The sequence below is a fragment of the uncultured Kordia sp. genome (genome assembly GCF_947489565.1).
GTDB lineage: Bacteria > Bacteroidota > Bacteroidia > Flavobacteriales > Flavobacteriaceae > Kordia.
On record NZ_CANLEA010000021.1, the window covers coordinates 42,422 to 58,578 of the forward strand.

14 protein-coding genes are annotated in these 16,157 nt (G+C 32.6%); 4 read left to right on the forward strand and 10 right to left on the reverse strand.

The annotated features are described in order from the left end of the window. Positions 1-32: 32 nt before the first annotated feature. From Q0845_RS22785 to Q0845_RS22800, 4 genes are all read right to left on the reverse strand, one after another. The gene (locus tag Q0845_RS22785) at positions 33-230 is read right to left on the reverse strand and encodes a hypothetical protein (protein WP_007092881.1); all 198 of its coding nucleotides are present in this window, start codon (positions 228-230) and stop codon (positions 33-35) included. Between the two features lie 130 nt (positions 231-360). Continuing rightward, a complete protein-coding gene (locus Q0845_RS22790; protein ID WP_298518516.1) occupies positions 361-3,222 on the reverse strand; it encodes a T9SS type A sorting domain-containing protein in 2,862 nt (953 codons plus the stop codon). Between the two features lie 373 nt (positions 3,223-3,595). Next, the gene (locus tag Q0845_RS22795) at positions 3,596-4,393 is read right to left on the reverse strand and encodes a TIGR00266 family protein (RefSeq protein WP_298518518.1); all 798 of its coding nucleotides are present in this window, start codon (positions 4,391-4,393) and stop codon (positions 3,596-3,598) included. A 64-nt stretch (positions 4,394-4,457) separates the two neighbouring features. Then, the gene (locus tag Q0845_RS22800; protein WP_298518521.1) at positions 4,458-4,919 is read right to left on the reverse strand and encodes a DUF4442 domain-containing protein; all 462 of its coding nucleotides are present in this window, start codon (positions 4,917-4,919) and stop codon (positions 4,458-4,460) included. A 369-nt stretch (positions 4,920-5,288) separates the two neighbouring features. On the opposite strand from Q0845_RS22800, the gene Q0845_RS22805 reads away from it, so the two are divergent. From Q0845_RS22805 to Q0845_RS22820, 4 genes are all read left to right on the forward strand, one after another. Continuing rightward, the gene (locus tag Q0845_RS22805) at positions 5,289-5,753 is read left to right on the forward strand and encodes a DUF4870 domain-containing protein (RefSeq protein WP_298518524.1); all 465 of its coding nucleotides are present in this window, start codon (positions 5,289-5,291) and stop codon (positions 5,751-5,753) included. Positions 5,754-5,888: 135 nt separating this feature from the next. After that, positions 5,889-6,233: a PadR family transcriptional regulator gene (locus Q0845_RS22810; protein WP_298518526.1), complete on the forward strand. Its 345-nt coding sequence runs from the start codon at positions 5,889-5,891 to the stop codon at positions 6,231-6,233. After that, entirely contained in the window at positions 6,226-7,974 is a 1,749-nt protein-coding gene (locus Q0845_RS22815) for a PspC domain-containing protein (RefSeq protein WP_298518529.1), read from the forward strand. The genes Q0845_RS22810 and Q0845_RS22815 overlap by 8 nt, the downstream gene beginning before the upstream one ends. Before the next feature lie 292 nt (positions 7,975-8,266). After that, complete coding sequence (locus Q0845_RS22820; RefSeq protein WP_298518532.1) at positions 8,267-9,004, forward strand: head GIN domain-containing protein; 738 nt, start codon at positions 8,267-8,269, stop codon at positions 9,002-9,004. 126 nt (positions 9,005-9,130) lie between these two features. Here Q0845_RS22820 and trxB read toward each other — a convergent pair whose 3' ends face one another. The 6 genes from trxB to Q0845_RS22850 form a co-directional block, all read right to left on the reverse strand. Beyond that, on the reverse strand, positions 9,131-10,102 hold the full coding sequence (gene trxB / locus Q0845_RS22825; RefSeq protein WP_298518535.1) for a thioredoxin-disulfide reductase: 972 nt from the start codon (positions 10,100-10,102) through the stop codon (positions 9,131-9,133). Positions 10,103-10,337: 235 nt separating this feature from the next. Next, positions 10,338-10,646, reverse strand: coding sequence for a hypothetical protein (locus tag Q0845_RS22830; RefSeq protein ID WP_298518537.1), 309 nt, complete (start codon positions 10,644-10,646; stop codon positions 10,338-10,340). Positions 10,647-11,300: 654 nt separating this feature from the next. Continuing rightward, the gene (locus Q0845_RS22835) at positions 11,301-11,570 is read right to left on the reverse strand and encodes a hypothetical protein (protein WP_298518540.1); all 270 of its coding nucleotides are present in this window, start codon (positions 11,568-11,570) and stop codon (positions 11,301-11,303) included. Positions 11,571-11,582: 12 nt separating this feature from the next. Continuing rightward, complete coding sequence (locus Q0845_RS22840; RefSeq protein ID WP_298518544.1) at positions 11,583-12,185, reverse strand: hypothetical protein; 603 nt, start codon at positions 12,183-12,185, stop codon at positions 11,583-11,585. A 35-nt stretch (positions 12,186-12,220) separates the two neighbouring features. Next, positions 12,221-13,027 (reverse strand): hypothetical protein, encoded by an 807-nt coding sequence (locus Q0845_RS22845; RefSeq protein ID WP_298518547.1) that lies wholly within the window; start codon positions 13,025-13,027, stop codon positions 12,221-12,223. 733 nt (positions 13,028-13,760) lie between these two features. Beyond that, positions 13,761-16,157, reverse strand: a complete 2,397-nt coding sequence (locus tag Q0845_RS22850; RefSeq protein WP_298518551.1) for an ABC transporter permease — start codon at positions 16,155-16,157, stop codon at positions 13,761-13,763.

Sequence of the window (16,157 nt, forward strand, 5' to 3'; positions counted from 1 at the left end):
GCTAAAAAAGCCGCGACGTATCGCGGCTTTTTTTATGGTTTTAAATAGATTAAACATTGATCTAATTGTGGATTTGCTGTTACGAGAGAATTGATCCAAATTTTCAATTCTTCTATTTCGTGAGGCAGCAATCTCTGCAAAGCTTTTTGTAACTCTTTACAAAACAGTGATGGATCAAAACTAACTTTTTTGAGTATAGTTTTTGTGTAATCAAACATCGCTCTAGCCATATTCAACGAGGGTTAAGGTTAAAATTTCTAAGAGTAGTTTTCGTCTATAAGCATTTTGTTTATCCTTATAAATGTACTAAAAAAAATTAATGTTTATACTTCTTCAACAAAACTTTAACAATAAGACCTATTATTCTTTCATTACCTTACTTATTATCTTACCAGAATTTGTTAGTGTATTTAGTATGTATATTCCTGCTGCGGCTTCTGATAAATTAACTTCGTATGAATTATGAGTGATTTGCGTAATGTTACTTTTTAAAAGTCTCCCTTCCATTGTTCTTATTTCTATCGCTTTTATAGCTTCTTTGGCAGTAATATTCAAAATTCCATTTGTTGGATTTGGATAGATATTGATCATATCTCTTTCCAAATTTTCTTCTGCAATACTCAACGGATTTGCAATTAAAGTAGATGCCGTATTTGTAATGATTGGAAAATTGAAATCAAAATAAATGTTTGCTGTATTGTCAAATGTATCATTTTCTACCAATGTTGTTAGTGTCTTAATTTTAAAAACTAGGTATCCATCATTATCGGCGTCATCAAAAGGAAGGTTTATGTTCTCAAAAATGAATTCTACTTCATTGTTACTTTTGATATTGGTAACCATTTCATGACTACTCGAAACTGGTCGCAATGTAGAAATATCAAATTTAGAAGTATCTATTTCGTCTGTTACTACCACATTTACTGCGGATGCTGTTCCCGTATTCTCAAAACGAATCATATAGTGTACAAACTCGTTTATATAATCTGTGGTGACAGTTTCACCTTCCAAACAACGTATATCATTTGGATCATACGAGTTGACAACAGTTTGTTGTAACACCATTATATTATTATTAGGTGTTTCGTCTGACACTCCTGAATTTATAGTAGTTTCAAAACTTAACACATCGCCTCCATTCACTGCAGGAACTTCTGTTGGTGAATTGATATTCATCGTAAAAGCAATATTTCTTGTTTCAAATGGCACTAGGTTTGTAAAATTCCACGTACTTGTATTAATAGCCTGCGTATCTGACATAGGAGTTGCAGTTACTACATCCATCAAATCATCATCGAAGGTCAATTGGACAGTTCCTGACAGCGTTGTATTCCCTTTATTTTCATATTGAATTTGATATGAAGCATCGAAACCTGGTCGTGCAATTTCTAGTGGCATAATAGTGACTTCTACATCATTATGAGTTCCGTTTGGTGTCACACAAAAATCTTGTATGGTAGGATTGGAAGCCGTTGCAGTATCAATCATTATAGAAGCTGGTGAAACTGTATAGTATGCAGAGTTTTCTAATTGTGGCGTGATTGTATAGGTCTCGCCTTCTGACAAGTACAAAGCATAATCACCTGAAGTATCTGTAATAATTGTCTCCGTTGCTGAACCTTCAACTATCGCTAATCCAATACTCGGGTATACAATATCATTTATATCGCAGCCATTTGTATTGTTATCTAATTTTGAACTTCCTTGCAATACTACATATTCGCCTCCAGGCGTAAAAGAACAGTACGTACTTACAACTGCTGTTGCAGGAACTATTGATAAAGCCGATATAAAAGCTTGTTCTTCTTCATCTACACAAATAAATTCTAAGGTTGGATTGTTATCAAAACGAAGGTCATATATACTTGAAATAATGATTCCGTTTTTTACATTTATATATGTTAGTTGATTATTATAACAATCAATATCATTAAGTCGAGGATTTTGACTTACATCTAATTCTGTTAAGAGATTATCAGTACATTGTAAACCTATCATTTCAGGGTTTTGACTTAAATCAAGAGCTGTCAAGGAATTTGAATTACATTCTAAGCCTAAAAGATTTGGATTTCCACTTAGTTCCAATTGTGTTAATGAATTATCATTACATTCAAAATAGATAAGATTGTTATTACTAGTAACATCTATAGTTTCTAATAAATTATTATTACAAAACAATCTTTTAAGGCTTGTAGCTCCTGTTGTATTTATACTCGTTAATAGATTATCATTACAATTTACATTTTCTAAGTTTGGATTTTGAGTAAAGTCCAAACTTGTCAATTGGTTTTCAAAGCAATTAACGGTTTGTAAAATAGGATTTTGAGAAACATCTAAACTTGTAAAGCTATTTTTTTCACAGTCTAAATATTTTAAGTTGGGATTTTGAGTAAGATTTAAGCTAGTTAATGAAGTTTCGCTGCATCGTAATGATTGCAAATGAGGATTTTGGGTGACATCAATAGTTGAAATACTATTTTTATCAATACTTAGAGTTCTTAATGATGGATTTTGCGTGGGATTGATTGTTGTTATTGAATTGTCACTAGCAGTTAATAACTGTAAATTTGGATTTTGAGAAATATCTAAACTAGTTAACAAGTTATTGTTACAACGTAAATCTTCAAGATTTGGATTGGAAGTTACATCTAAGCTTGTGATTCCATTTCTAAAACAAGAAAAATTCTTTAATTGTGTGTTTTGTGTAACATCAATACTTGTAAAGTTACAGCGATATATATGTAAGTACTCTAAATTTATATTCTGCGTTACATCTAAAGTAGTTAATTGATCATTCCCTGATAAAAATAAAGATTCTAGATTGACATTTTGTGTTACATCAACAGCAGTAAGAGAGAAATTTGAGAAATCATTACTACAAGCTAGTGTCTTTAGATTGACATTTTGTGTAAGTGATAAGGTCGAAATTGGATTTGCTGAACAATATAATGCTTCAAGATTTGTAAAATATTCAATTCCTTCTAGTGACGAAATCGATCTCCCCGTAGCACTCATAAATGTTACTAATAAGGCTTCCGATTCTTGAATTTCACCATCATTATTAAGATCAATCGTACTATCATTTATTTCATCATCATCCGTATCAACAAGATTTGTTGTTAATAAATAGTTTTTAAAATTAGCATCGGGAATATTTATAATTTGTGCTTGACTCCATTGTATTATAAAAAATAGTGGTAGTAGTAGGTAACTTTTTTTCATGTGTAGGTTTTGGTTGGTAATCGTTTATTTAGGGCTTACTAAGATAAAATTCATTCGTAATAGTATAAAGATATAGCATTGGGAAATAATTTCAATATTAAATGTAAATATGTAGCTATTTATTTCATATTTGCATTTTCTTAAACTAATTTGGGACTGCTTGTTTAGCGCTCTTTGTAATTATTAAATCAATTTTGATGTAATATATAAATTTAACTAAAGTAAGCATATAAGTGTACATCGTAATTTATAAATTATGTATACTTTAGGGTATTATCCTTTGATGAAAGACATACAAAAAGCGCTCATTATCAAGTCACAAGCCGTAACTCGGTAATAAACGCTTCTTATATTTTTATAATTTTAGACTTAACTAACGATTGTCTCCATCGAATAAATCGCCAATACTTCCTAAGATGCTTCCTTCTCCTTTGCTGTTTCCACCATTTGGTAATGAAGAGATAATTCGTCCTGCCAAACGACTAAATGGTAAAGATTGAATATATACAATTCCTGGTCCCTTTAAGGTTGCAAAAAACATTCCTTCGCCACCAAATAAGGTGTTTTTAATACCGCCAACAAATTCAATATCGTAATCTACATCTTGTGTAAAACCTACAATACAACCTGTATCTACACGTAATGTTTCGCCAGGCGCCAATTCTTTTCGTGCCATGGTTCCACCAGCATGTACAAACGCCATTCCGTCTCCTTCAAGTTTTTGCATGATGAAGCCTTCACCGCCAAAAAATCCGCGGCCTAACTTTTTAGAAAATTCAATACCTACCGTTACACCTTTTGCAGCGCATAAGAAGGCGTCTTTTTGACAGATAAATTTTCCGCCATAATTTGTTAAATCTATGGGAATAATTTTTCCTGGATATGGTGATGCGAAACTTACTTTGCGGACACCAAACGCTTTTTCATTTAAAAAAGAAGTCATGAATAAGCTTTCGCCAGTTAGAATTCGTTTTCCGGCAGAGAATAATTTCCCTAAAATACTTTGTTCTTGATTGGAACCGTCGCCAAAAATGGTATTCATACTAATACCATCGTCCATCATCATAAAGCTTCCTGCTTCCGCGACTACGGCTTCTTGTGGATCCAGTTCAATTTCTACATATTGCATTTCTTCACCATAAATATGGTAATCTATTTCGTGTGCTGTCATTGTTTATTTTGTTTTTTGATTGCAATGTATAAGATGAAAAAAAATACAATTTGTTACAAGGAAATTATTTTTTCTTTCTGAGTTTTATTCCCCATTCGTATTCAAAATTGGAAACACTTTCTCCTGATGCATCAAAACCTTCCGCGTATAAGGTTAGGCTTTGCCCTTCTCCTGTTTTGACAGCTTCTTCAATAGCTGCTTTTACTTTGAGTCCATCTTTACACACAAAATGAATACGTCCTGTCGCTTTTTTGGTAAATGTTCCTTTTTGCGATCGGACTAACATTGAAATTTTTTTGCCTGAGTTTTCAATTTCTTGAATCACCAATACGCCTGTTGCCAACTCGGAAGCCATTCCTTGCGTTGCCCAATACAATGATTTAAAAGGATTTTGATTGATCCAGCGATGTTTTACAGTCACGGTTGCTTCTTCTTGGTTGATTTCTTTTAATCGTACACCTGAGAAGTAAGCCGATGGAAGTTTGAATAATAAAAATTTGTTGATTTTAGATGGAGTCAGTTTCATGAATTATATTTTATGCACGCATAGCAAATTACAAAAAAATAGTGATGCTCACAAAGAAACTTAGAGTATTGCATTTATTGCAAAGAGTTTTAAAGATTAATATTATTCTATAGTTTCAGAATTAATTATTTGTTGCCTGTTTCATATTTCGACTTATCTCTTCTCTTAAGTACACCTGTATCCTAAATTATGTTTTTGAGCTAAAACGACACGCATTACCATTTTAAATAACTAATAATCAATACCATAACTCTAATACCTTCATCTAAAATCACGATATCAAAATGTTAATATTATGTTAAATTTAAGTACTATGTTTTGCATAATACCTTTTTTTAACCATATATTTGCATAAGAAAATAATATGCAATGGAATCAACTTTAACAAATCATGACAAAAATGTAGCGACAGTTTTACATGTAGCGTCGTTTAGTAAATACTTTTTTCCTTTTGGAAATTTTATACTTCCCGTCATTTTGTGGTCGATGTATAAAAAGGATGGTGAATACATAGATCATCATGGAAAAGAAGTGATTAACTTTCAATTGAGTCTGTTTTGTTATAAAATCATAGCTACGATGTTATGCATTCCATTTTTCTTTGTATTTGGAGTTCGATCTATTAATACTTGGGATATTTTTTGGTTCAATCATATTTCATTCAATGTAGAAGAAGGAACTCGTTTTTTTGGATTCTCTGTGATTGGAATTATTTTAGGACTCGTAGCATTATTATTTTTTGCAGTAAACATTACGTATACCATTGTGGCAGCAATGAAAGCGAATGAAGGTGAACGTTATCGTTATCCATTAACGTATCGATTCATCAAATAAAATCATCACACTTCTGCTTAGCTCAGTATAACATCATCAATCATTATACTTGGATTTAGCTTAGTGTACAATCAATCATCAATCAATCATCATCAATCAAAAAACGAACAGAATCATTAAAAGACACATGAAAACATGAAGATAGAGAACACAAAAGCACAAATGCGTAAAGGCGTGTTGGAGTATTGTATTTTATCCATCTTGAGAGATCAGGATGCGTACGTGGCCGAAATACTTGGAACACTTAAAGACGCAAAAATGCTTGTCGTAGAAGGCACTATTTATCCGCTACTGACAAGATTAAAAAATGCAGGTTTATTAAGTTACCGCTGGGAAGAATCTACTTCTGGACCTCCAAGAAAATACTATGGACTTACAGAAACAGGAAGATTATTTCTTAAAGAACTCAATACTACTTGGGACAATTTACAAAAAGCTGTATCACTCGTAACACGACAAAAAAATACTAACAATGAATAAGACCATAAATATAAATTTAGCAAATATGTTTTTTCATATCGATGAAGATGCATATAACACATTGCAGCGTTATTTAAACGCCATAAAACGCTCCTTTACAGACTCGCAAGGAAGAGATGAAATTATTACTGATATTGAAGCAAGAGTTGCCGAACTTTTCTCAGAACGTCTAAAATCGGACCGACAAGTAGTTGGAATGAAAGAAGTTCAGGAAGTTATTGATATCATGGGACAACCAGAAGATTATTTGGTAGATGACGAAATCTTTGAAGACGGACCAAAAGCTGGCAATACGAACGCAACAGGAACTTCTGGAGCCACTAGAAAGTTATACAGAGACTATGACAATAAAGCAATTGCAGGTGTTTGTGCTGGATTGGCACAATACTTTGGTGTAGATTCTTTATGGATCCGTTTGTTAGCAATTATTATTGTATTTGCAGGAGTTGGATCGCCTATACTTGTGTATTTTATCTTATGGTTTATCATTCCAAAAGCTACCACTACTAGTGAAAAACTAGCAATGGCGGGAAAGCCGGCGAACATCAGCAATATTGAGCAAAAAATCAAAGAAGGATTGGATGATGTTCAAGAAACATTAAATGACATCAACTTTGAGCAAGTCGGACAAAAAGCAAAAAGTGGAACATCTTCCTTCTTTGATTCTATAGGACATATTATTGAAACTTTTTTAAAGATTTTTGGAAAGTTTTTTGGAGTTATTTTCATCATTACAGCCGCTTCTATTTTAATTAGCGTTTTAATGTCAGCACTTGGGTTTAGCTTCTTTAATTTTGAAGTTTGGGAAGGAAGAGATTTCTTCTACTACGAAGATTTAGGAGTCTTGAATGAAACTTCACCTTGGATATTAGCTCTACTCGCTTTAGTTGCTATTGGAATTCCTGCAATCGTGTTATTCATTTTGGGAATGAAGATTTTAGTGAAAAATTCAAGATCTATTGGAACTCCAGCTAAAACAATTTTAATTGTATTGTGGGTTGCTGCTTGTATCGGAATTGCCTATATCGCTTCTAGCGCAGCTTTGCATCAAAATGTAGAAGCTAGTTTAACTGAAAAAGTGCAATTGCCAATTAGTCAAAATGATACGATTAAAGTAAGAATGGTAAAGAATGAAGATTTTAATGAAAGCTTCCGTAGATACGATCATAGTTACAAAGTTGAATATGACGAAAATGGAGATGTTATTCTCTACTCTCAATCTGTAAAACTAATTGTAAGAGCTACTGAAAATGAAAATGCAAGAATCAACATTAATAGAAAAGCTAGTGGTGTATCCTTCCAAAAAGCAAAACAACGCGCACAAGGAATTAACTATAATTACCTTTTTGAAGATAATACCTTAAAGCTTAATGGTTACTTTTTATTTGATGAAGACGATAAATACAATAATCAAGAAGTAGAAGTAATTCTTTATTTACCAGAAGGTGCTATTATTTATCCAGATAAGAGTACTAAACCATTCCACTATAATTCTAGACGTTCTGGAGATATTTTACCAAATGGTTCTAAGACAGAAGGATATCATCACCAAGTTGTTGACGATGAATTACAATGTTTAGATTGTCCGCCATCGGAAACAAAAAAAAGTAAAAAGAGAACAACCAAGAAAAGTGATATTACAATCAACTCTGAAAAGGTAGATATTAATATTAAAAATAAAGACAACGATGTAAATGTAAACGTTCCAAAGGATAGCGTTTCAAACAATACAAATAACTAAAATCAATCAAAATACCTCAGCTTCACTCAGTATGAAACATATTGAGTATTGTTGAAAAATCAATCAATCAATCAATCAATCAATCAATCAAATGAGCAGTTCACAATCCATATCAATACTATCGAAACTAGTTGACACCATTAGTTTTGATAGTTGGATTGTTTGTTAGGAATTTTAAACAACAAAACATCATCAATCATCACTTCGACTCCGCGTTCAGTGTGAAAAAGACATGTCACATTGAGCGAAGTGGAAATGAAGAACAAAACATCAACAAAAAACACTAACTATTATGATCACAATAGCACGAATTATCGCCATTGCAATTTTGAGTCTACTGATGACTTCCTGCGACTTTAATTTTAGTTCAGGTATTGCTGGTAACCGTAACGTGGTTACCGAAGAAAGAGACGTAGATCAGCGCTTTACTATTATCAAAGCTTCTGAAGGATTGGACGTGTATATTACACAGTCTGAAACAGCTTCTATTGAAGTAGAAGCAGATGAAAATATTATTGGATTAATTGCTACCGATATTAATAATGGTACGCTTAGAATTCATACAGAAAAAAATATTGGACGCTGCAAAGCTAAAAAAGTACATGTAAGCGTACCCAATATTGAAAAAATTGTAGGGACAAGTGGTTCAGACGTATATGGAACGAACACTATTGTCACAGAAGATCTTGAAGTAAAAAGCAATAGTGGAGCAGATGTAAATCTTGAAGTAGAAGCAGAATATGTAACTTGCTCTAGTTCTAGCGGTGCTGATATTAAAATTTCAGGAACTGCAGATTCATTGGAAGCAAGTGCCAGTAGCGGAAGCGATATTCATGCAAAAGAATTGACTGTGAAAGACTGCAATGCTTCTGTAAGTAGCGGCGCTGATATTACCGTATATGTTACTGAGAAATTAACAGCAAATAGTTCTAGTGGCGGCGATATTAGTTATTATGGAAATCCAGAATCGGTTACAAAAAACAAATCTGTAGCTGGTGGTATTCATCAAAAAACAAATAACCATCGCTAGTATATAATATCACATCAACCAAACCCTGCCTAACCAAAAAACCGCGCTAAATTATTTAACGCGGTTTTTTATTTTTTATATTTTTATTGATCAATCTTCAAAGTAGAAAATTATCAAATTGAATTTTTACGCTTCTACAACATCTTCTACAGATGCTAAATAACGTTCTGCATCCAATGCTGCCATACAACCTGTACCTGCAGCAGTAATTGCTTGACGGTATTCTTTATCTTGAACATCTCCAGCAGCAAATACACCTGGAATGTTTGTTTTAGTTGACTTTGCTCCCGTGATTAAATATCCAGTATCATCCATGTCTAAAATTCCTTTAAACATATCTGTATTTGGTTTATGTCCAATCGCAATAAAAACTCCTGTTACAGGAATTTCGTGTTTTTCTTTCGTTTGATTGTTTACCACACGAACACCTTCTACCACCATATTACCTAATACTTCATCTAATTCTGTATTGTATAATACTTCTAAGTTTTCAGTAGCATTTACGCGGTGTTGCATTGCTTTACTAGCACGCATTTCATCTCTACGAACCAACATGGTTACTTTTTTACAAAGTTTTGCTAAGTATGTAGCTTCTTCTGCAGCAGTATCTCCACCACCAACAACAATTACATCTTGTCCTTTATAGAAAAATCCGTCACAAGTAGCACACGCAGAAACGCCACCACCTTTTAAACGTTCTTCACTTTCCAAGCCTAAATACTTGGCAGAAGCTCCAGTTGAGATGATTACCGTTTTGGCTAAAAATGGTTTCTCCTCTGCTCCATCACTTATGTATACTGTATGAACTCCTCCTACTTCCGTAGAAAAATCAACCTTTGTAGCAATTCCAAAACGCACATCAGTACCAAAGCGAGTTGCTTGGTTTTTTAAATCTTCCATCATGGCAGTTCCATCTGTACCATTTGGATATCCTGGAAAGTTATCTACTTCTGTTGTCGTGGTTAACTGTCCTCCAGGCTCCATTCCTGTGTACATTACTGGTTTCATGTCTGCTCTTGCTGCATAAATTGCGGCTGTATAACCTGCAGGTCCACTTCCTATGATTAAGCAATCTAATGCTGTATTTGTGTCTGACATATTCTTTTTTCTAAATATTAAACGCTTTTTAACAAAAGTAGTTTTTTCTGTGAATTCCTTACATAAAATTTATCAACAATATTCGTTAAGTGTTTGATATCTTTTTTCAAGCTCATAAAAAAAGCAACAATGCCTTGTAAACATTATTGCTTTGTAGTTTCTAATATGTATTTCTTCTTTATAAAACCTTTAATTGCTTATACATACAAACAATCGTAAGACTCTTTTAAAGAGGTTATCTTTCAAAGTTTAGTACATATTGGTAAATACCATCTGTAAGCGGGATTTCTGTCTGATCTATGGTTAATGTATTATCTGGATTAAGCGTCATGATTCCTATTTCAGCTTGACCAAATTGATCATTTTCTACGACTAAATATGCATTCCCATTAAATTCAAAAATTAAGTATGAATATATCCCAGAATACATTCTTCCTGAAGGTTTTGGACTAAAATCTGTAGTTTCTATGGCATTGTTTTCAACAGTTAGTGTACCATTGTCAAAAGTATAGGTTACTAAAACCTCATTATATATAGGTTTCATCTCCTACTATATCAGATCTTTTAAGGTTCCAAGATCCGCTTAATGTACTGTCATCTATTACTAAAGGAGTAACATCATCATCATTGTTACAACTCGCAGTAATAATCAACAATAATACTGGTAATATTATGTTTCTAATTTTCATTTTGGTATGGTTTTAATGTTTATAAAAGTATTAAATGAGCAATATATAAAAAAGCAATAGCCTGTAAAAAACACAGTCATCGTCGGAAGAAATAATCTTCTAAACATGAATGACTTAGGTTCGCCTTAATTTATCTAGCTGGACAATATAGTTTATAGCTAGTATAATACAATCCTCCTAAAAGCTGACCTTTATGTTCTAAACTTGAAATTGACCTCTTATTCAAGCTTAACGATTTAAGATTTTTTTCTTCATAATAATTCTAATTTTAATATTAAACATAAATATCTAAAAAGAAGTATTAAGTCACAATACAAACTACAAAAGCGCAGGTGAAAATTTCAAAAGTGAAGTACTAAATTTCAAATTTAAGAATCAAACCATTCAGAACATATGAGTCAATGGAAAATTAAAAGTTTTGAAAAGAAGTTTTGAGTGTTGGCGTAAAAAAAGCAATAACCTATAAAATACGTTATTGCTCTATTTTGTGTATTTAATTTTTGTGCTGTTTACACAATTTTATTTGCCAAACTCACTAAGAAATTTACGCCATTGTCTATATTAGAAATTGCATCTGCTTTTGAAGAGTTTGAAGCAGCTGCATCATTAATTTCTTTTAATACTTTAATTGCATTTCCATTGGTAATATTGCTTTCTTTAATGAATTGATCAACTTCTGAAATACTCATTTGCGTCAAACTTGCAATGGTAGTTTGAAACTGAGCATCTGTTTGTGCTGCAGCCTGATTTGCTAGGCTATTCCAATCTATATCACTCATATGTTTTCTATTTTAATTGTTTCCTTTAATTGCTGATTCTATGTTGAGAAGTTTGTTAAATCCATTTCCAGTTTTAACCAATAAACTGTCTAAATGCCTTTGAATTTTCCCTACATCAAAATTAGTTTTCGTTAAACTCTGAATTTGCGTCAATGTATTGGCTTCAGTTTGTTTCAACTTTACCGCAGAACTGATTAAATTTTGTAAGGTAGCGCTCGCCTGTTGATAGCTTGCAAAGTTTGTATTGAGCGAAGTAACCATTTGCTCACGTTGTGTATCGAGTAAATTATGAAGCGAATCGCGTTTTCTATTAATGACTGGCATGACACTTTTTAAGATATTTGCCAATTCTGAATTCACATCTACGCCAGCAGGTATTTTTGATTGTAAATTTTTAACGAATGACGGAATGTATTGATTATTCATGAAAGCATCTACCTTTCCTTTTCGCTCTTCAAATAATTTATTGACTAATGCTATGTTTAATTGGTGCATTGAATTGGCTTCTGCAATTACTTCTTGTGATAAAGTAGCCGTAGATGCTGGAATGGAAGCACAAGCGTTGATACTTATAACCACAAAGGCAATCGCTATACTGCGGATAAAAAATTTCATGAGTTCTTTATTTAATAGGGTTGGTTTTTAGTTTTTTATTGAAAGATGGATTTTATTTTATTGATAATTCCTTGAAGAATACTAAAAATAGCATCCGAAGAAAATCCACCAATAAGCGCTAAAACTGCATTGTTAAAAATACTTAGCTCTTGATTCACATTATAAGAAGAAACAATTTCTGAAAGAATCAATCCTGAAATAATTCCCAATATGATTAATGCGGTATAATAAATAGTTTGTTCGGGTAGTAATGTAGCATTCTTTATGCCTTCGCTAATACTTCTTAGGAGGTAAAACATCACTCCTAATCCCGAAATTGCACAAAGAAATAGGATATTTAGCAATAACGATTTTCCGCTATTACTTAAAATTCCTTTAGATAACGACAAGGTATTTACCTCATCTGACAAGGAAGTTCCAATAAACAAAATTAAGAATATAATCGCCAGAATGATTAAGTTTCTGATGATTGGCAATTTTGTTAATAAACTTTTTTTGGTGTTATCTTTTGAAACGACATCGAGATACGCAATAGATTTCGGTGTTGCTGGTGCAACATTTTTCACAAGAATATTATGTGCATTTATCAAATCGCTTATTTTATCACTTTCTATTAAAGAGTTGACATCTGTATTGATCGTTTTGCCACTATTCATTGCATACAAAAGCATGTTTTCTAGCTCTTGTTTGAATTGAATCATCGTATCATCTGACACACCTTTGGAGATTCCTTTTGGCGGTTCATTTGCCGTTTCATTTGTACTCGCAGTGGTCGTAGTACTTGATTTAGATTTAGAAGAACCTGTTGGCGTAAACGTTGGTGTTGGGTTTGAAGTAGCCATATGATTAATAATTTTGGTCAGTTCTTCAAACTTACAATTTAAAATGCGTATTTGAAAACTTATACAAATACGCATTTAAAAATCAAGGGTTTATACGTAGCTTTTTGGTTGGTGGTTGGTTTTTTGTTTCAAAGCATGTATTCTTAAACTTATAAACTCCTATGCTTTAAATTTGTTGATTTGTTGATTTGTTGATTTGTCTGTTTGTTTGCTTGTTTATGCTGAGATTGTCGAAGTATTGGTTGGTTTGTCTTTGCGAGCGTTTTGAAAAACGTGTAGCAACTTATTTCTAACAAGCAGATTACGCCATCGCAAACTTCTCGTCATGAAGTATCGAAACGCAACTTTTACATTTAAAATTTAGCATTTTACATTTATAATTTCTAAGTACTTCTCGATACAATTTTTCTTCATTTCATTTTGAAAAATCACTCGAAGTGACGTTTGGTATTATAGAAGCAGATCACTTCGTCGCAAACTTCTAGTCATGAAATATCGAAACGCAACTTTTACATTTAAAATTTAGCATTTTACATTTAACATTTCATAGTACTTCTCGATACAATTTTTCTTCATTTCATTTTGAAAAATCACTCGAAGTGACGTTTGGTATTATATTAACAGATTACTTCGTCGCAACTCCTCGTAATGACGTATCGAAACGCAACTTTTACATTTAAAATTTAGCATTTTACATTTATAATTCAACATCCAACATTTATAATTCCAAAAACTACTCAAACTTCAAATATTTAATTAAATCAACTTTGGTAGCATTAAAAGCTTTGATACCTACTACAACAAATACTAATATCAATAATATCACTGGAGCAATAATAAATGGCCACCAAGGCATCTCAATTCTGTACGCAAAGTTATCCAACCAGTTTTGCATCAAATAGTACGCAATTGGCAATAAAATAATAACCGCAATTCCCGTAATTTTTATAAAACTTTTGACAAGCTGCACGATGATTTCTTTGACAGATGCGCCCAATGTTTTCCGAATGGCAACTTCTTTTAAACGCTGCTGAATGGTCAACGTAGCTAAGGCAAATAAGCCAAGAAGTGCAATGAATATTACTACTAACGTTAGAATGAAAAATAGTGTTTGTTGCTTTTTGTAAATATCATGTGTTTTGTTAAAATATTTATCAAGGTAATAGAATGAAAACGGATAGCCAGGTTCCAATTCCGTAGTCCAAAAACGTTCAATTTCTGTCAATGCTGCTTCTTTTTTTCCTGGTTTTATTTTAAATTGTACTGTACTCATTGCACCTCGAATCCAGCTAAAACCTGTATAATACATAAAGAATGTTGGACGAATTTCTTTGTCTAATCCTTGAATATGATAATCTTTTACTACACCAACAACGGAAAACTTCTTTTCATTAATGTCTAATTCTTTGTCTAATGGATCGTTTGCAATTCCCAAACGTTTCGCAGCCGTTTCATTTAAAATAATACTGTTAATGGTATCGGAAGCAAAATCCTTAGAAAAATAGCGTCCTTTGGCAATTTTTGTATTGATCATTTCTAAATGTCCAAAATCGAGCGGAATGAATTTTATATCTACCACAACATCTTTGTACATGACATCTAGAGAAATATCATTGTCATCGCCAGGCACTAAAAACGTAGAAGAAATATCTTCTATATTCGGGTTGTTTTGAAATACATTTTGAATCAAGTTGTATTGCTTGCTTCTACTCATTTGTGTATCATTAAACTCTACCACCAAGATTTCTTCTCCTGAAAATCCTAAATCTTTTGAGCTCATATAATCTACTTGCGCGTACACAACCAATCCACCAATAAAGAAGAATCCTGAAATTACAAATTGCAATCCTAGCATTACATTTCGCATCAAAATCATACCGCCACTTCTTGAGAAGTTTCCTTTTAGTACACGTACGGTTTTAAAGTTAGATACATACAATGCCGTAATGAATCCGATCACAAAAGCAATTCCAACAGCTAATAAAATTACTTTGACAATAATAGCGGCACTTCGTAAAGTCAAGTCCTTATTAATAAATACATTAAATACAGGTAAAATTAATTCTACAATAATCAACGCCAAGAAAGCAGCAATAAGTCCTTGCACTACGATTTCTGAAACAAACTGCAAATGCAAGCCAAATTTAGAAACACCCAAGGTTTTCTTAACACCTACTTCTTTTGCTCGCTGACTTGCAGAAGCTATGGATAAATTAATAAAGTTGATACTTGAAATGATAATCACTAAAATTGACAAACTCAACATAATCAAGAGTAACGAATAGTTTCCTTTTCCTTCCAACATACCATCATCTCCTTGCCCGTGCAAACGCAAATCAACTAACTTTTCTAACAACGGATACGAACCTTGCATAGACACATATTCATCGACAGTAATTCCTTGTTCTTCAGCTTCTTTTTTATAATATCGATCTACATAAATATCAAAAATTTTCTTTTCAACCGAAGCCAAATCCGTTCCAACTGGAATTTTATAAAAAGTATATACTCCGTATCCGCCCCAATTATCGTTTGTACTCACAGGTTTGTGCATCATTGCATTGGGCAAATACACCGAAGGTTTTTCTAATTTATATACACCTGTAACAATACATTCCGTTTTTCCATATTTAATGGTTTTCCCAATAGATTCCTTATCTCCAAACAATTTTTTTTCAAGATCTGTAGAAAGTACAATTGCTGTTTTGGTCGCCAAAATAGTTTTTGGATCACCTTTGACAATCGTATGCGGGAAAAATTCGAAAAAGTTTGCATTCGCTTGTCCAATTTTCATTTCATAGACCGATTGATCTTTGTAAGTCAATATTTGACTGTTGTAGGCAGAGTGCACCGAACAATAATCGGTTACTTCTGGCACCAATTCTTTGATTGTTCTTCCTTCTGGATTAGTTGCGCCATCATATATTTGTCCATCGCCCCATTTGTGCGCTACTTTGTATATCGTATCTTTTCCTTCATTCCATTGATCGTAACTTTTTTCATTATTATAATATAATAACACAATAATGAGTCCTACCAATCCTAGCGTTAAACCACTAATGTTAATTGTGGTATTGAGCCAGTTTTTTTTGCTATTTCGAAAAAATAATTTTAGCCAAGTCTTTACCAT